Genomic DNA, 18,381 nt, shown 5'->3' on the forward strand with positions numbered 1-18,381 from the left:
GACCGAAGCAATTATCAGTTGTGTACTGGTAGTTGTTTCGGTTTTTTTGTTTTGGGATTTCTTTTAGTATTTTGCCTGGATGAACTCCCCAATAAACCTGGCTGAATCTAAACCTCATTACCAAATACTTGACGGCCTGCGTGGCGTAGCGGCTTTGATCGTTGTGCTGTTCCATATATTCGAGGCGCATGCATTCGGGAAGCGTACGGAGCAAATTATTAATCATGGTTATCTTGCTGTTGATTTTTTCTTTTTGCTGTCGGGCTTTGTGATCAGCTACGCCTATGATGACCGATGGAGTAAAATGTCTTTTAAGGATTTCTTTCTCAGGCGAATCATTCGTCTTCATCCGATGATCATAGTAGGCTCGTTGATTGGTGCCCTCTTGTTTTATTTTCAAGACTCGGAGGCTCTGGGAATGAACGTCAGTGAGGTTCCGCTGGGCAGGATGCTGATCGTCATGCTGATTGGTTTTACGTTGATTCCGGTGGGTAAAGGTTTGGATGTGAGAGGTTGGAATGAGATGCATCCTCTGAACGGACCAGCATGGTCTTTGTTTTTTGAGTACATCGCCAATATCACGTACGCCTTGGTGTTGCGTCATCTTTCGAACGTGATTCTGTTCGTTTTGGCGATCGTGGCTGCCGGCTTTACTCTGCAGCATTTGCTGACACATCCCAATGGTGATATGATTGGTGGTTGGACGATTGACGATCCTTTGCAGTTGAAGATCGGATTTACCCGGCTAGCCTATCCATTTCTTGCGGGTTTGCTTCTTGCCCGTCTTGTGAAGTTGAGATACATCAATCATGCATTTCCGATTACCGCGATCTTCTTAACGATACTACTGGCGTTGCCGCGGGTAGGGTTGAAGGAAGAGCCCTGGCAGAACGGCTTGTATGATGCGGTGTGTATTCTGATCTTGTTTCCTGTGATCATATGGCTCGGGGCCGGAGGGAATGTGGAAGGAGAAAGATCAAAGAGGTTCTGTAAATTTCTTGGAGACATATCCTATCCGATCTACATTACGCACTACCCTCTGATATATGCCTACACTGCCTGGGCTGCGAATGGTGACCGTACTCTGGAGCAATGTTTGTTATATGGTTCTTTAACATTTGTCGGATCGGTGGCTATAGCTTATGGAACGATGAAGTTTTATGACATCCCGGTAAGGGAATGGTTGCGTAAGCGGTTTTTAATTGGGAAGGGGCTTGATAGCATTTTGCAGGTGCGTCCCCGCATGAGTTGAACTAAAACGAAAAAAGCTCCTGAGAAAGGAGCTTTTTGTCTGTATCTGGGTAGCGGGGAGCAGGATCGAACTGCCGACCTCAGGGTTATGAATCCTGCGCTCTAACCATCTGAGCTACCCCGCCGTTTTCCTATTTCTGATAAACTATGGTTTTGCTTATCGTTATGGGCATTGCTGCCTCCCGAAATTGGAGTTGCAAATATAGTTTAAAATACTTTTCTTTAGAAAATAAATCTAAAAATTGCTTGCAATTGATTTTTGAACCGAGAAAATGTCTGAAAAAAAGAAGTTTACGTTAGAGTACGAAGTTCATTCTTCTCCCAAAATACTGTTTTCTTTCCTAAATGAACCTAATGGACTGGCTCAATGGTTTGCCGATGACGTCAAATATAAGGAGCAGGTTTACTCTTTTCAGTGGGATGGAGAGGAGCATAGGGCGAAGCTCACCAGCATAAAGGAAAATAAGTTAGTGCGTTTCAAATGGCTGGATGATGAACCTCAATGCTATTTCGAAATGGAGATTTTACAGGATGAGTTAACTAATGACGTGGCCCTGGCCATCACTGATTTTGCTCCTCCCGAGGCTTTGGAAGAGCGCAGGCTGATATGGGACAACCAGATTCAGTATTTGATCAGTGTATTAGGTGCATAAGCAACTAATCACTAATTTTGCATAGTGAAGAAAGTCTATCTGTTGATAATTAAGGCCTTTATCAAGCCTTTCATTGTCACCTTTTTCATTGTGATGTTCGTGTTATTGATGTTGTTTTTGTTTAAATACATCGATGACCTCATTGGTAAAGGATTTGAATGGCATGTCATTGTGCGCTTGCTATGGTACGCTTCGGCTACCAATGTGGCCATGGCTTTGCCTCTCGCCATGTTGCTTTCGTCTATCATGACCTTCGGAAACCTTGGAGAAAGTTACGAGCTGGTGGCTATAAAGTCTATTGGCGTCTCTCTTCAGAAGGCTATGCGACCGCTTTTCGTGCTGGTAACCGCCCTTAGTATATCTGCCTTTTTATTTTCGGACTATATGCTTCCGGTTGCGAACCTGAAGATGGGCTCGCTTTTGTACGACGTCAGGAACCAGAAAGCTTCTTTTCTGATTGAGGAGGGGATATTTAATAATACCATAGAAGGCTATGCCATTCGTGTTCAGGAAAAAGGAAAGGATGGACGTACGTTAAAAAACGTGATGATCTATGATCAGACGGGACCCAATGGAAATCCTTCCACTACATTGGCGAAAGAGGGTATTATGTATAAGACTAACAAGGACAGGACGCTTGTTCTGGAACTGAAGGACGGGGTTCGTTACGAGGAAACTTCGGGCGATAAAGGATATAACCCGAGGGAGCGTTTTACGCGCTATCGCTTCAAGGCGACGGAACAGAAGTTCCCACTGGACGACTTCGAAATGAAGCGTACCGATGAAAATCTTTTTAAGTCAAATTATGCCATGCTGAACCTTCGGCAATTGAAGCTATACAGGGATTCTACAAGCAGGCAGGCTGATAGCGTTGCGAAGGCAATCATGCCGTTTATTGCACCTTCATACCGTTTATTTAGCTATGTTCAGCCGCCCACAGAACCTATAAAATCTGTACCCGATTATAAAGGGAATATTTCGGAAATCTTTCATAATACTGAGAAGTCAGCTGCTGTTAGCGCGGCCCTTAATGAAGCGCGTTCTGTAACAGAGACACTCACGGGGAGAAGTGAAGAATACCTGTCTATCCAGAAAACCATTCGCCGGTATATTATCGAGTATAATCGCAAGTTTACTTTGTCGGTATCCTGTTTACTCCTTTTCTCTATAGGTGCTCCGCTGGGTGCCATCATTCGTAAAGGAGGGTTGGGTCTGCCCGTGGTGATGTCGATCATTTTCTTTTTGATCTATCATATTATATCTACTATCGGTGAGAAGTCAGCAAGGGAAGGGACCATGTCTCCGATTGTCGGTATGTGGATCGCGATAGCAGTTTTAACGCCCTTAGGTATATTTCTGACCTATAAGTCAACCAGTGATTCGGCTTTATTTGATATTGAGTCGTATAAGCAGGCTTTTATAAAGTTTTTCAAGCGCTTCAAGAAGAACAAAGGTTAAGGGTTCAGGCTGTCTACAAATCTTACACGTCCATTATAGTTTTGTTAGGTGTTTAGCTTAATTTTGTAAGCAAATGGATATTAAACTTAATACAATTGAAGAAGCCATTGACGACCTGAAGGCCGGCAAGGTGATCATTGTAGTGGACGATGAAGACAGGGAGAACGAGGGTGATTTTGTTACTACGGCCCGTAATATTACTCCTGAGATTATAAATTTTATGGCTTCGCAGGGTCGGGGTCTTATCTGTGCGCCGCTGACGGAAAGCCGCTGTGACGAATTGGGACTGAATCTGATGGTAGGAACCAATACAGCACTTCATGAAACGAATTTTACGGTGTCTGTTGACTTGATAGGAAATGGTTGTACAACCGGTATTTCGGCGTCAGACCGCTCCAAGACTATTCAGGCGCTGATTGATCCTTCTACCCGTCCGGAAGACCTTGGTCGTCCGGGACATGTGTTTCCCCTTCGCGCCAAAGATGGTGGGGTTCTTCGTCGGGCAGGTCATACGGAGGCGGTAATTGACTTTGCCAGTCTTGCTGGTATGGAGCCGGCAGGTGTGCTGGTTGAGATCATGAAAGAGGACGGCGAAATGGCGCGCCTGCCTGATCTGATGCTTATTGCTGAAAGATTTGATCTGAAGATCGTTTCCATTAAAGATCTGATTAATTACCGGTTGAAGACCGAATCTTTGATCGCTAAGGAGGTTTCGGTAACACTGCCTACTCAATGGGGAACATTTCAAATGGTGGCTTATACGCAGACAGATACGCAGGAACATCACCTGGCTCTGGTAAAGGGCGAATGGAATGAAGACGAGCCCGTACTGGTTAGGGTCCACAGCTCTTGTGTTACAGGTGATATTTTCGGATCATGCCGCTGTGATTGTGGGCCTCAGTTGCATAAGGCTATGGAGATGATTGAAGCTGAAGGAAAGGGCGCGATCATTTATATGAATCAGGAGGGCCGGGGTATTGGTCTCATCAACAAGCTTCATGCTTACAATCTTCAGGAGAACGGATTCGATACTGTTGATGCCAATCTACAGCTTGGCTTTAAGATGGATCAAAGGGATTATGGTGTTGGAGCGCAGATACTAAGAAGCCTTGGTATTACGAAGATGAGGTTATTGTCTAATAACCCGAGCAAGCGGGCAGGCCTAATCGGTTATGGGATTGAGATTGTTGAGAATATTCCGATCGAAATTGCCTCGAACCAACATAACGAACAATACCTTTTAACTAAAAGGGATAGAATGGGGCATTCTATCTTGAATAAAATAGTATAATAATTATCTGGATTTCCGTTGTGAGTCGCTGCCGCCTGGTAAAATAGCAGCAGATGGTCCGACGGGTTTCTGCTGATTTGGTGAAGGGGTGGGAGTAGGCAGTTGCCTTCTTTCATCCCTTCTTCGTTTTCCGATGAGGGCTCTTAGGAATTCTCTTAAATTTTCAAAATCCTGACGGTAAACAAGTCCCAGCGCACTAATGTATTCATTGTCAGGGTTAAGGAAGTTTCTGTTATTGGGCCGGTTTGACGCCCTGGCATTCAGACTTCCGTCCTTTCGTAACAGATATAATAATTCGACATCCCTGGCTACTGAACTACCTATGAAATTCAGATCATTTAGCTCGGTTCTTCTATCGGTAACCCCACCTGTAATAACCAGTCGATCTTCGAGCAGGCGAAGGGATGCACTGGCTTCATTAAGTGACCGAATGTTTAGGTCGACAAAGTTCAGATTAAGCGATTGCGCGAGGATGTTGTTCAGCTGATTGAAGAATAACTCCGTCCCTGCACTGAAGAGGGTTGAGTTCACAGCCTGAACGTTCACAGAGCCTGTATTTGGAGAAAAAGATCTCCTGACAATCAGACTCAGCGCCTGCGTGTTCTTATTGTTTACGTCATTGAAATAGCTTTGTAACTCATCCTTCACTTTTGTATCAGTAGGGAAGTTGATATCAAAAGATATATCCGGTTGAGTCAGATTTCCGTTCAGGTTCATAATGGCCTCAGCGAGCACCCGTCCTTCTTCTGCCGCCCTTCCTGCAGCGAGGTATAATGGGCGTATATCTGTCCGGACACTGTAGGCGGCTTTCAGATTGATTAAAGCGTCGGCAGGATCACCAGTCCATCTGATGGAACCTCCCTGGCTCAGGTCGAAAATTTTATTAATGAAATCTTGTGCCGTGAATTGGAATTTACCACTAGAGATCAGGTAATCTCCATACATTTCGAAGTCGCCCTGACTGGTGATTTTAAGGTTAAGTGTTGCATTTCCGCGGCCGTTCAACTTGCCCAGATTGGTGATGATGTTCACTTCGCTATTTTCGTCTACCACGAGGTCAAAGTTCATCGCGATGCCTCTGAACAATGAAGGCGCAAGAGGAGTGAAGGTAGAATCTTTGGCAACGAACGTAATATAATCGTTATTGGAAATGGTCTCTGATCCGTTTAATGGAATATTGAAAACAGTGCCCTCCTCTGTTTTTGCATTAATATCAATACTCATGTTATTGGTTGGCCCTTTAAACTTGAATATTCCTGTGGCGAAGGCTGTTCCGTAATAGACGGGATTGTCTTTGACTGTGGTATTCAAAGACATGAACTTGTTTGCCCTGATGGAGATATCCAGGAGGGGATTTTTCAGATCGGTCAGGTCTACCGTACCTGTAGCAACCGCGAGGTTGTTGTTAATATCCCTTAATTCCAGATTTTCTAGCTTAATTACACTGTTTTCGACGGATACTTCATCAGTAATGCGATAAGGAGTTCTGAGATAATTTACTGTTAAGTGTGCATCTTTCAATCCTAAAGTTCCGTTGATGCGAGGGTCAAGAATGTTGCCGCTGACGTTGACTTTGGCTGAGACCTGTCCCTGTACATCGGACACAAGGCTCTTGATAGCGGGAGTGAAAATCACCAACTCATTATCTTCCATTGTGAGGTCAAGATCCAATGTATTGACTTCTGCGCTGGCATTATAGGTGCCTACAACGTTCATGGTCTCCTTGCCATCCTTGAGGATGTCCATATTGACGTTCACTAGTTTGGTCACGTTATCAAGGCCAGCGGCGAGATTCAGATCGCCCACCCTGGTATTGTTCATCACCAGCGTATCGATCTTTAGCTGTGCTTCTATCTTGGGCTGTTTGAGTACAGAAGTGAGTGACACGTTTCCGTTGAGTTGTCCGCCCAGTACTACCCCTGCTGCCCTGGTCAGCGCGTTAAATGTGACAAGAGTGAAATTTTTGAAGTCTACGTTCAGCTTGTCTTCGGACTGATCGGATATAATGCCGTCGATCGTAAGAAGCTGCTCATTGCGTAAAAGCTCGAAGCCTTGAACAAAGATCTTATTGTTGTCGAACTGCAACTTTACTTGTTCAGGAACACGCCAGACTTCCCGGTTGATAATGAAATCTGAGGGTAGAAGGCTTAGTTTGGCAAGCGTATCTGTTCCAAATTCAATCAATCCGTTGAGATCGAGCTGATTCGTAGCATCTTTATCTGATAGCTTAACGTTGAGCGACAGACTGTCATTGTACAGGATATTTGCAAGGTTGATGTTCTTAATGTACAAACTGTCTGTGATATCAATACGGTCGGCCGTCATGAAAAGGTTTAACGCCCGCCGAGCTGCCGACTCGTCAATAATAAAGTTGTGAACCTTTATCTTTTTGTATTGTATGAGCTCGCTAGAGCCGTTGAGTGCTGCAATGCTATCTAAACTATTGAAGCGGCCGTAAAATACTGCGCCCCTGGGTATTTGTAAATCAGGAAGTATCAACATCGCAACGGGAGCGAAATCTTTGATATTCAGGTAGAAGTTGAAGTCCTGGTCACCGACTTCGCGGATCTTAGCTTTCAGGGAGGGGATATAGCGTTTAACTACCGACTTAAAGTATGAAGGGAGCGTGTTAAGGTCATATTTTCCGCGAATATTTGCTTCCAGAATGTCTGAATTGATCGCCAGCAATCGTGAGCTGCCCATCCCTTCTGCCCGCACGCCGATCTCATCTACAAGAAGTGAACTGTCTTTGCTGGTGAGCCTGAGAGCGGTCAGTCTTAGATCACCCTCTATGTTGTTTAAATTATTTCCGGAAAAGGCAGTATTAACATTTACATTTAATTGAAGTGTGTCTTTGGTGAAATGAAGCTTGTGAAGGTTAGCACGGGTAATCGATGCGTTAAACTTGAAGGCAGGAAGGTGTGTATTGAGGTTGATGTCTCCGTCGAAGCTGAGGTTGATGTTTCTATCGTCTATACGTATGTTCCCACGGAAGAGCTTATTGATAATGTCGCCGCGCATATCGATATTGCTATAGCGATATCCATTAAAGTCAAAGTAGCGGGCGTCGATATCTATCTTATCCCGTAACTGATGCAAGTCGAAACCACGGCCGTCGATCCTGGCCATTAGGCTTGTCCGCCCGAGACTTTTTTGAGCCAGAAGCTCACCGAGGTTAAAGTCCACCGCCTGGATTGTTCCGGAGTAGGTAGGAGTTCCAATCAAGTTCATCTTGACATTGGGCTGAATCCGGCCAAGGCTCGTCTTGATTTCACCTTTTGCCTGAAAATTCCTGACCAGTCCGGTAAAACTACCCTGAAAGCTCACATTGCCGAATTTTGCCGCGATTTCGGGAATCTTCCCTGTTAGCCCGGTAGCTTGTTTGATGAGCTTATCTGCATCTTTCTTATTGGTGAAAAGACGTTCGATCTGGAGGTCAAGTACCGTGCGGTTTATGTCAGGGAGGCCCTTTATTCCGAAATTACCTTTGATGTAGGTGGCCTGACCAGCTGTAAGGGTAATATTTTTTGCAATAATATTGTTGACCCGACCGTTGACGTCACCGTTCAGGCGGACGTCGACATTCATGTTTTTGAGTGCGGATGTGAAGTAGGAGATGTCTTTTGAGTGCAGCGTGCTGTTCTGTAAGGATGCCTTGACGTAGACTTTGTTGATGAAGTCAGAGAAGTCGCTGAAAGTGCGGTATTTGAAAGAGAGATAGTTGCTAAGGAAGCTTCTGTTGGTTTCCAGCTTCAGATTGGCAAACTCCATGCTGACGGTATCAATGGTAGCGTCAGTATCCAGGTTTTTGACAAAGAAGCCGCTTTTCTCGCGGAAGCTTAGTTCGCGAACTTTCGCTTTGAATAAGAAATTCTTAGTATCCAGGTCGGTTATTACAGCATTTAGTTTGCTCAATCCGATATCATTGAAATTGACCTGTCGCGTTAGCGTGCTGTCATTGAAATTCCGGTACCGGAAAGAGGTGTTATGGATAGCTATTTTTTCGAAGGTAACGGTATACGGTCTTGAAGAGGGTTTCTTTTTTGTTTTTGGCTCACCAGAGTCGAAATAATTGATGATGAACTGCAGGTTGGTGGTGTTGTCTTTGTATTTTTTGAGATAAAATGATCCGCCGTTAAGCTCTGCGGTTTGAACATCTACCAATCTCTTTCTAAGGGAAAGAAGATTGAGGTCGACTGAAAACTTCGGGGCAAAAAGCAGCGTGTCCTTCTCCATGTCCTGGATGTAAAAACCTTCCAGCACGATAAGCTTGAAGGGCTTAATGTACAGGCTCCTAATATCGATTGTGGTATTAAGTTCGCCGGATAAGTAGGCTGCCGCCCGTTTCGCTGCATAAGTCTGGACCGATTTGAACTGTAACGCAAAAATCAGAGACGCAGCCAACAGAATGACTGCAGATAAAATCCATAACGTTATTTTAAGTAGTTTTTTAATAATTTTGTACTTTAAATCACAACAACAATAAAATCTTTATCCAGTTTGGCTACTATACTCGCTATCGAATCGTCCTGCGATGAAACCTCTGCATCTATATGTAAAGATGGTGAAATCCTATCTAACATAATTGCAACTCAGGCAGTTCATCACAAATATGGAGGTGTCGTTCCTGAGCTTGCCTCCCGAGCTCATCAGCAAAATGTTATCCCAGTGGTAGAAGATGCAATTTCGACCGCTAAAATAAACAAAAAAGACATTCAAGCCGTTGCTTTTACCAGAGGACCGGGTTTATTGGGTTCATTACTTGTGGGAACATCGTTTGCGAAAGGGTTTGCACTGGCACGGAATCTTCCGCTGATAGAGGTCAATCATATGCATGCGCATATTCTTGCGCATTTTATCGATGACCCCAGGCCGGAGTTTCCTTTTCTCTGTTTGACGGTATCAGGGGGGCATACCCAGATTGTTCTGGTGCGAGACTATTTTGATATGGAAATCGTTGGTGAGACAAACGATGATGCTGCGGGGGAGGCTTTTGATAAGACGGCTAAGATTCTGGGACTCCCTTATCCAGGCGGGCCACTTGTTGACAAGTTGGCGAGGGAAGGAAACGCTTCTGCCTTTAGCTTCCCGGAGCCGCAGATTCCAGGTCTCAATTTTAGCTTTAGTGGTTTGAAGACTTCTATCCTCTATTTCGTTAGGGATAAGAAGAAAGCGGATCCTGATTTCCTTAAAAACAATATGACAGACATCTGCGCATCTGTTCAACATCGGATAGTGACGATCCTGCTAAAAAAGCTAAAACAGGCTGCAAGGCAGTATCATGTTTCGCATGTCGCTATAGCAGGTGGTGTATCTGCGAACTCCGGTTTGCGGCAGTACTTGCAGGATATGGCAGCAGAGGAGAATTGGCAAGTCTATATACCCGCCTTCCAGTATTGCACCGACAACGCCGCTATGATCGCCATTGCGGGATATTATAAATACCTTCGCGGAGATTTTACCGGACAGGATATCTCTCCCTTAGCCCGTATGAACTTTTAATAATACTCAGATGATAACCACTTCGTTGATCTTTGCCCTTTTATTTGCGGTTCCTTTAATCGGGTTTATATTCTATCTGATCTGGAAAGATAAACAGAAACGTAAGCTCGGGATTGCAGTATTGATCGCCTTATGCGTCTTCGCCATTTTAGTGGCCTATCAGGTCAATAAAGACAAAGGAATCTAAAGCAATTTCTTTACATTAGAGGCCTGCTTATGGCCGATATTTCTCAAGAAAAATCTACGATAGTCATTGGCGCTGGTATAGCCGGTATCGCGGCGGCTATACGGCTTGCTGTAAAGGGCTATAAAGTCTCCGTTTTTGAGGCTAATTCTTATCCGGGTGGTAAGCTCACCGAATTTGAGAGTTCCGGTTTTCGGTTTGATGCCGGGCCTAGCTTGTTTACGATGCCTCAGTATGTGGACGAGTTGTTTACGCTGGCAGGAAAAAATCCAACTGACTACTTCCGTTATCAAAAGCTGGAAGCTATATGTCGTTATTTCTACGAAGATGGCACCAGGCTGACTGCTTGGTCAGATTCCGATAAGCTTGCTGACGAGATTGCTCTGAAGACCAGAGATACACGTGAGTCGGTGAAACGCTTTCTGAGGAAGAGCCGGGATATTTACGATATCACTCATCATGTGTTCCTGGAGAAATCGCTACACAGGCTGGATTCATATTTAAATAAGGAAACGCTAAAGTCTGTTTTCCGCTTCGGAGAAATTGATGCGTTCAAAACGATGAATGAGGCGAATGAAAAGTATTTTCATGACGATAAGACGCGCCGCTTCTTCAACAGGTATGCGACTTACAATGGATCCGATCCTTACCAGGCACCAGCTACTTTAAATATTATTCCGCATCTGGAACAGCACTTTGGAGCCTACTTTCCGGAAGGAGGAATGCATGCTATTACCGAGTCGCTTGTGAGGCTTGCGGAAGATTTGGGGGTAAGATTTTACTACAATTCATTAGTCGATGAAATTCTTCATCAACAGGGGCAGGTCGCAGGAGTACGTGTGGGCGATAAGTGTTTTTTCGCCTGTGATGTGATCTCGAACATGGACGTTTGGTTTACTTACAGGAAGCTCCTGAAAGGAATTAAACTGCCGGGTAGGACTTTGAGTCAGGAGCGGAGCAGCTCTGCACTGATATTTTATTGGGGCATAGGGGCAAGCTTCAAGGAGTTGGATCTGCATAATATCTTTTTTAGTGAGGATTATGAAAAGGAGTTCAGTGCTATATGGAAAGGCAAGACCATAGACGACGATCCCACGGTATACCTGAATATCAGCTCTAAATACTGTCAGGCTGATGCGCCAGAAGGTTCTGAGAACTGGTTTGTGATGATCAATGTCCCCGCGAATATCGGGCAGGATTGGGACGGCCTTATCGCCGCGGCGCGAGCAAATATTATCAAAAAGCTCAGCCGGGTTCTGAACCAGGATATCGGGTCCTTCATTCAGGTAGAGAAGGTGTTGGACCCGCGGGAAATAGAGGCTAAGACCTCCTCCTATCAAGGTTCGCTTTATGGTACGAGCTCGAACGGACGTTTTGCAGCTTTCCTAAGGCATCCGAACTTTATCGGCTCGGTTAAGGGATTATATTTCGTCGGTGGAAGCGTTCATCCAGGAGGGGGAATTCCGTTGGCTTTGCTTTCTGCGAAGATTATAGACGATAAATTTTAAGGTTCTATGTCATTCGGGGCTTGAAATTTTTAGTAATTTCGGGTTTCTTAGATAGAACGATCAGCGATGCCGGAATTTTCTCATTTACACGTACATACACAATTTTCATTGCTCGACGGAGCTGCAGACATTTCTAAATTATATAAGAAAGCTGCTGCTGATGGTATGAAGGCTCTGGCTATAACGGACCATGGGAATATGTTTGGCGTGTTCAAATTCGTGGCAGAGGCAGGTAAGCATAATGTAAAGCCTATCGTTGGCTGTGAGTTCTATGTCGTAGATGACCGACACAAGAAACAATTTACGAAAGAGAACCGGGACGTTCGGTTCCATCAGCTTTTTCTGGCAAAGAATGCCCAGGGCTATAAAAATTTAACGAAGCTTTGTTCCCTGGGTTATATGGAAGGCCTGTACAGTAAATGGCCGCGAATAGATAAGGAACTCATCCTTCAATATCATGAAGGATTGATCGCCACCAGCTGCTGCATTGGCGCGTCTATCCCTCAGGCTATTTTGAAGAAGGGTGAGCAAGAGGCGGAGACAGAACTAAAATGGTGGCTCGATCTTTTTGGAGAGGATTTTTATATCGAACTGCAGCGTCATGATATTCCCGAGCAGGTTATCATTAATGAAACCTTGCTGAAGTTTGCCAAAAAGCATAACGTCAAGGTTATTTGTTCAAATGACTCACATTATGTGGATCAGCAGGACGCTAATGCTCATGACATCCTGCTTTGCGTCAATACCGGAGATATGCAAAAGACTCCGATTGCGACAGATGATGAGGGGGGGAAGGGATACCGGTTTGGGTTCCCGAACGATCAGTTTTATTTTAAAACGCAGGCGGAGATGGCGAAGCTATTTCATGATGTGCCTGAATCTTTGGATAACACCAATGAAATTATTGATAAGGTTGATCATTTGAAGCTGAAGCGTGATATCATGCTTCCGAACTTCCCTATTCCGCAGGAGTTTAAGATTCATGCGGACGATGTGATGAACCAGTGGGAGTTTCTACGGGATATGACCATGCGGGGAGCACGGGAAAGATACCGCGACATTACGCCCGAAGTGCAGGAACGTCTAGACTTTGAATTGAATACTATCCGCATCATGGGCTTCGCGGGCTACTTTCTGATCGTATCTGATTTTATTAAGGCGGGAAGAGATCTGGGGGTTTTCATAGGACCAGGCCGTGGTTCTGCTGCGGGATCTGTTGTTGCCTATTGTACCGGAATCACGAATATAGATCCAATAAAGTACAATCTCCTGTTTGAGCGTTTCTTAAACCCTGACCGTAAGTCAATGCCCGATATTGATACGGACTTTGACGACGAGGGAAGGCAGAAAGTTATTGATTATGTTGTCGATAAGTACGGTAAGAATCAGGTAGCGCAGATTATTACTTATGGTTCTATGGCAGCGCGTACCAGCATCCAGGACGTGGCCAGGGTGCTTGATGTGCCTCTGTCTGACGTTGCAGCGATGAAGAAGCTGGTGCCGGATACGCTAGGGGTGACGTTGAAAGAAGCCTTTGCACAGGTGCCTGAGCTTGATGCTATTTTAAAAGGCAATGATTTGCGTGCGCAGGTGTTGCGTGAAGCTGAAAAGCTGGAGGGCTCGATCCGGAATACCGGTATACATGCTGCCGGTATCATCATTGCGCCTGAAGATCTGACCAATATTATCCCGGTAGCGATCATGAAAGATTCACCCTTGTTGGTGACTCAGTTTGATGGCCGCGTGATCGAAGATGCCGGGGTTATTAAGATGGACTTCTTGGGTTTGAAGACCCTTACTATCATAAAGGATGCTCTTCGGCTCATCAAGCAGAATTATGGAATCTCTATCGATATTGATTACATTCCGCTTAATGATCAACTAACATTCGAGCTTTATCAACGGGGAGATACGAACGGGACATTCCAGTTTGAAAGTGATGGTATGCAGATGTACCTCCGGGAGCTGAAGCCGGATAAGTTCGAAGATTTAATTGCGATGAATGCCCTTTACCGTCCGGGCCCTATCGAATACATCCCATCCTTCATCGCTCGAAAGCACGGCAGGGAGCAGGTAAGCTATGACCTTCCGGATATGGAAGAGTACCTTGCTGATACTTACGGTATCACGGTTTACCAGGAGCAGGTGATGCTTCTTTCACAGAAGCTGGCTGATTTTACCAAAGGTGATGCTGACGTGTTGCGGAAGGCAATGGGTAAGAAGGACAGGAAAATGCTGGATAAGCTGAAGCCTCAGTTTGTTGAGAATGCGCAGAAAAAGGGTCATGACAAGAAGCAGCTGGAAAAGATCTGGACCGACTGGGAAGCTTTTGCATCTTATGCCTTTAATAAATCGCATTCTACATGCTATGCGTTTGTGGCTTATCAGACGGCCTACCTGAAAGCACATTATCCGTCGGAATATATGGCGGCGGTCTTGAATAACCAAAACAACATTGAGAAGATCTCCCTCTTCATGGAAGAGTGCCGGCGTATGGGTTTGGCAGTACTTGGTCCTGATATCAATGAGTCAAACCTGAGTTTCGGTGTAAATAAGAAGAAGGAGATCCGCTTCGGAATGTCGGGTATAAAAGGGGTTGGTGACAAGGCGGTAGAAAGTATTATTGAAGAGCGTGACAAGAACGGCCCGTATGTTAGTATTTACGATTTTGCCAAGCGGATAAACTCACGGACTGTAAATAAGAGGGTTTATGAAAATCTTGTTTATAGCGGAGCCTTCGATTGCTTCGGTTTCAGCAGAGCTCAGTTTTTCTTTAAGCCGGAAGGAAGCTCTTATAACGGAATCGAAAGACTGATTAAATACAATAGTGATTATCAGAACAGCTTGAGTACTTCGCAGGCTTCTCTGTTTGGTGGAACTTCTGACGCAAATATTGCTGTTCCTGTGATGGTTGAATGTCCGGAATGGGGACTGATTGAGCGCCTGAAGTATGAAAAGGATATGATCGGTATTTATCTTACAGGTCATCCTCTGGATAATTATAAACTCGAGATGGATCATTTCTGCACGCATCAGGTTAAACACCTGAACCTGATCGTTAAGGCGAGAAGTGGTGAGATGAATGAGGCGGATACCGACGAGTTTAACAAAATAAAGAATCGGGAGATTTGCATAGGAGGGCTGGTTTCCAATGCACAACATCGTTATACGAAGAATGGAAAACCTTTCGGTTCGATGATGTTGGAAGATTACAGCGAATCTGCCGAAATTGTGCTTTTTGGAGAGGAGTATGTTAAGCAGAAGATGTTTTTCAGTGATGGTTATTTTCTTCAGGTTAAAGGTTCTGTTTCTGAGCGCTTCAGGCAGAAGGATAACTGGGAATTTAAGATCACCCAGATCTCTTTATTATCAGACCTGAGAGATAAGATGTCGAAGTGTCTTACTATTCAGTTGCCGCTACATGAGCTTTCTTCAAGCTTTATTGAGCAGATGGACGAGCTACTTCACTTGAACATGGAGCACAACCCTAACCGGAACTGTTTGTTAAAATTCGCGGTCTACGATGCAGAAGAGCAGGCAATATCGATCGAGATGCCATCAAAAAATTTCAGAATATTCCCGAGCAATGAATTTTTGGAGGCCCTTGCTGACCGGAAGATATCGTATCGCCTCAACTGATAAACATTTGCATGTCACAATGTCTTTTTAAATTTGTGGTAAGATTATTGTATAAGTAAATTTGATAATAGAACCTGTAAATAAATATATAATGGCTATAGAAATAACAGACGCAAACTTTGATGAAGTAGTTCTGAAATCTGATAAACCAGTATTGGTTGACTTTTGGGCAGAGTGGTGTGGTCCTTGCCGTATGGTGGGGCCAGTAGTGGAAGAACTGGCGAAGGAATACGAAGGGCAGGCAGTGATTGGTAAGGTAAACGTTGACAACAATCCGGCGATTTCTACCAAGTTTGGTATACGTAACATTCCTGCTTTATTGTTCTTTAAGAATGGTGAAATTGTTGATAAGCAAATCGGTGCAGTTCCTAAGTCTGTATTGGCAGAGAAGCTGGTTAAGCAATTAGCTTAGTCGAGATTATTAAATAATGCATAAATATAACCGGCCTTACATGGCCGGTTTTTTTATGGAAAGAGCAGAAAAGATGTCACTTAAGCTTAACGAGGTCAGTTCGGAAGGTTTTGTTAATCTTCACCTTCTTGCCCGCCAGGTTGTGGAGGGGTTTATCACCGGACTTCACAAAAGCCCCTTTCATGGTTTTTCCGTCGAATTTGCGGAGCACCGATTATATAATAGAGGTGATTCTATTAAGAATATCGACTGGAAACTCTATGGGAGAACTGACAGACTTTTCGTAAAGCGATTCGAAGAGGAGACTAACCTTCGCTGTCAACTAGTGGTTGATAAATCGTCCTCGATGTATTTGCCAGCAGGCGGTATGAATAAACTGACGTTCTCAGCTTGTTCTGCGGCCATACTCATGGAACTTTTTAAGAAACAGCGGGATGCTTTTGGCTTAAGTTACTTCGCTGACAATCTGGAATTTTCATCAATCGCAGGTTCTACCTCTGCCCATCGGAGCTTTTTACTTGCTGAGTTACAAAAACTTATTATGGATGAAAATCCAGAGAAAGGTACGTCACTTGCCTCAACTCTTCATGAACTGGCCGAAAAACTGCATAAACGATCATTGGTCATCATCTTTAGTGATCTGTTTGAAGCTCACGCTGAACCAGGAAACTACACCGAGTTGTTTTCCGCCCTGCATCATTTGAAGCATAATAAGCATGAGATCATTTTATATCATATACTTGATCAGTCTACAGAGCTGGATTTTCGATATGATGAACGGCCTTATGAGTTCATAGATATCGAGTCGGGAGAATCGCTTAAGTTAAATCCTTCGCAGGTGAGAGATATGTACAGGGATTCTATCAAGGAGGGCCAGAGAGAACTGAGACTGAAGTGCGCTCAATATTCGATTGATCTGGTAGAAGCAGATTGTAATGCCGGATTTAATTCTGTACTCGAAAATTATCTTATCAAACGTAATAAAGTTGCAGGTTAGTTGTCTTATTATCGGGGTAATATATTTTACTTCGGTATGATATTTGGTATGTAGTTGATTTTCAATATAATATACGTTAATTTGGTGATAAAATGGGTAATTTGCCCTGCTTTGTCGGGGCTAGCCGAACGATTTTCCTCCAAACTATAATTAATCAGCCGATTTAACGTAAATTTGACCTTTTAATGTATATAGTCAAGAATGACAAAAAATACGAAATAAAATAGAGTAATCACATAAATGAATTTTACTTTTACAAAAAATTAACTTCACCTTAATGCGTAAAAAATTACATGATCGGGTTCTTTCTTTTACAGAAGCATTAGAGATTAAAAGAAAGGGGTTGTATCCATACTTCAGGCCTATTGAATCCGGCCAGGATACAATAGTGACTATAGATGGTAGGGAAGTTCTTATGTTTGGGTCCAACTCATATCTGGGCCTGACAAATCATCCTAAAATTAAAGAGGCCGCAAAGGATGCGATTGATAAATATGGTACAGGTTGTGCCGGTTCCCGCTTTCTGAATGGAACACTTGATATCCATCTTGAATTGGAGCGTCGTTTGGCATCCTACGTAGGGAAAGAGTCTGCGGTGATTTTCAGTACAGGTTTTCAGGTAAACTTAGGAGTCTTGTCGTGTGTGACCAATCGGAATGATTATTTGATTTTGGACGAGTACGATCATGCCTCTATTATCGATGGAAGCAGGTTGTCTTTTTCCAGGACGATAAAGTATGCTCATAACGATATGAACGACCTGCGTGCCAAGCTGAGCTTGCTGCCCGAAGAAGCGGCAAAGGTCATCGCGGTAGATGGCATTTTCAGTATGGAAGGTGATATCGTAAAGCTACCTGAGATTGTCGATCTTGCAAATGAGTTCGGTGCCAACATTTTCGTTGATGATGCACATAGCCTTGGCGTTATCGGTGTAAACGGGGCGGGTACGGCCTCGCACTTCAATCTGACTAACGAGGTTGACCTGATCATGGGTACTTTCAGTAAGTCTTTAGCTTCTCTGGGTGGATTTATCGCGGCAGATGAAGACACCATTGACTATATAAAGCATCGTGCACGTTCACTTTTGTTCAGTGCAAGTATGACTCCGGCTTCTGTTGCTAGTGTAATTGCTGCACTTGATATCATCGAGAGTGAGCCACAGATTATCGATAAGTTGTGGGATAATACGCATTACGCAAAAAAATTATTATTGGATGCAGGGTTTGATTTGGGGCCTACGGAAAGTCCTATTCTTCCAATCTTCGTTCGGGATAATGACAAGACGTTCCAGGTAACGAATGATCTTTTGCAGGATGGTGTCTTCGTTAATCCTGTTGTATCTCCGGCTGTTCCTTCAGATTCGTCTCTATTAAGATTTTCGCTTATGTCTTCCCATACGTTTGATCAGATCGATGAGGCTGTAGAAAAGTTAACTCGCGCTTTCAAGAAGAGAGAGATTTTTGCGGACTTAAAAAGCTAGGATACG

General features: G+C 44.0%; 12 protein-coding genes and 1 tRNA gene. 11 read left to right on the forward strand and 2 right to left on the reverse strand.

The features are described 5' to 3' along the window. Positions 1-79: 79 nt before the first annotated feature. Positions 80-1,252 (forward strand): acyltransferase family protein, encoded by a 1,173-nt coding sequence (locus B0I27_RS03980; protein WP_106291668.1) that lies wholly within the window; start codon positions 80-82, stop codon positions 1,250-1,252. Positions 1,253-1,302: 50 nt separating this feature from the next. Here the strand turns inward: B0I27_RS03980 and B0I27_RS03985 are convergent. Then, positions 1,303-1,376, reverse strand: a tRNA-Met gene (locus B0I27_RS03985). Positions 1,377-1,523: 147 nt separating this feature from the next. Here B0I27_RS03985 and B0I27_RS03990 point away from each other — a divergent pair. From B0I27_RS03990 to B0I27_RS04000, 3 genes are all read left to right on the forward strand, one after another. Beyond that, positions 1,524-1,904, forward strand: a complete 381-nt coding sequence (locus B0I27_RS03990) for an START-like domain-containing protein (RefSeq protein WP_106291670.1) — start codon at positions 1,524-1,526, stop codon at positions 1,902-1,904. Between the two features lie 24 nt (positions 1,905-1,928). Then, positions 1,929-3,362 (forward strand): LptF/LptG family permease, encoded by a 1,434-nt coding sequence (locus B0I27_RS03995; protein ID WP_106291672.1) that lies wholly within the window; start codon positions 1,929-1,931, stop codon positions 3,360-3,362. A 73-nt stretch (positions 3,363-3,435) separates the two neighbouring features. Further along, on the forward strand, positions 3,436-4,653 hold the full coding sequence (locus B0I27_RS04000) for a bifunctional 3,4-dihydroxy-2-butanone-4-phosphate synthase/GTP cyclohydrolase II (RefSeq protein WP_106291674.1): 1,218 nt from the start codon (positions 3,436-3,438) through the stop codon (positions 4,651-4,653). Positions 4,654-4,656: 3 nt separating this feature from the next. Here the strand turns inward: B0I27_RS04000 and B0I27_RS04005 are convergent, their stop codons facing one another. After that, positions 4,657-9,057 (reverse strand): translocation/assembly module TamB domain-containing protein, encoded by a 4,401-nt coding sequence (locus B0I27_RS04005; RefSeq protein ID WP_106291676.1) that lies wholly within the window; start codon positions 9,055-9,057, stop codon positions 4,657-4,659. Between the two features lie 96 nt (positions 9,058-9,153). Here B0I27_RS04005 and tsaD point away from each other — a divergent pair, with 96 nt between their 5' ends. The 7 genes from tsaD to spt all read left to right on the forward strand — a co-directional run bounded on the left by tsaD (position 9,154) and on the right by spt (position 18,375). Then, positions 9,154-10,155: a tRNA (adenosine(37)-N6)-threonylcarbamoyltransferase complex transferase subunit TsaD gene (gene tsaD / locus B0I27_RS04010; RefSeq protein ID WP_106291678.1), complete on the forward strand. Its 1,002-nt coding sequence runs from the start codon at positions 9,154-9,156 to the stop codon at positions 10,153-10,155. A gap of 10 nt (positions 10,156-10,165) precedes the next feature. Continuing rightward, positions 10,166-10,342, forward strand: coding sequence for a hypothetical protein (locus B0I27_RS17440; RefSeq protein WP_181276670.1), 177 nt, complete (start codon positions 10,166-10,168; stop codon positions 10,340-10,342). Positions 10,343-10,371: 29 nt separating this feature from the next. Next, on the forward strand, positions 10,372-11,847 hold the full coding sequence (gene crtD / locus B0I27_RS04015) for a 1-hydroxycarotenoid 3,4-desaturase CrtD (RefSeq protein WP_106291680.1): 1,476 nt from the start codon (positions 10,372-10,374) through the stop codon (positions 11,845-11,847). Between the two features lie 66 nt (positions 11,848-11,913). After that, positions 11,914-15,486 carry a DNA polymerase III subunit alpha gene (dnaE, locus tag B0I27_RS04020; RefSeq protein ID WP_106291682.1) on the forward strand — a complete coding sequence of 1,191 codons (3,573 nt, stop codon included), beginning with the start codon at positions 11,914-11,916 and terminating at the stop codon, positions 15,484-15,486. A 91-nt stretch (positions 15,487-15,577) separates the two neighbouring features. Beyond that, positions 15,578-15,898, forward strand: a complete 321-nt coding sequence (gene trxA, locus B0I27_RS04025) for a thioredoxin (protein WP_106291684.1) — start codon at positions 15,578-15,580, stop codon at positions 15,896-15,898. A gap of 40 nt (positions 15,899-15,938) precedes the next feature. After that, positions 15,939-16,895: a DUF58 domain-containing protein gene (locus B0I27_RS04030; protein ID WP_245925427.1), complete on the forward strand. Its 957-nt coding sequence runs from the start codon at positions 15,939-15,941 to the stop codon at positions 16,893-16,895. 277 nt (positions 16,896-17,172) lie between these two features. Next, entirely contained in the window at positions 17,173-18,375 is a 1,203-nt protein-coding gene (gene spt, locus B0I27_RS04035; protein WP_106291686.1) for a serine palmitoyltransferase, read from the forward strand. Positions 18,376-18,381: the final 6 nt, after the last annotated feature.

The sequence above is a fragment of the Arcticibacter pallidicorallinus genome (assembly GCF_003002875.1).
In the GTDB taxonomy this organism is placed as follows: Bacteria; Bacteroidota; Bacteroidia; order Sphingobacteriales; family Sphingobacteriaceae; genus Arcticibacter; species Arcticibacter pallidicorallinus.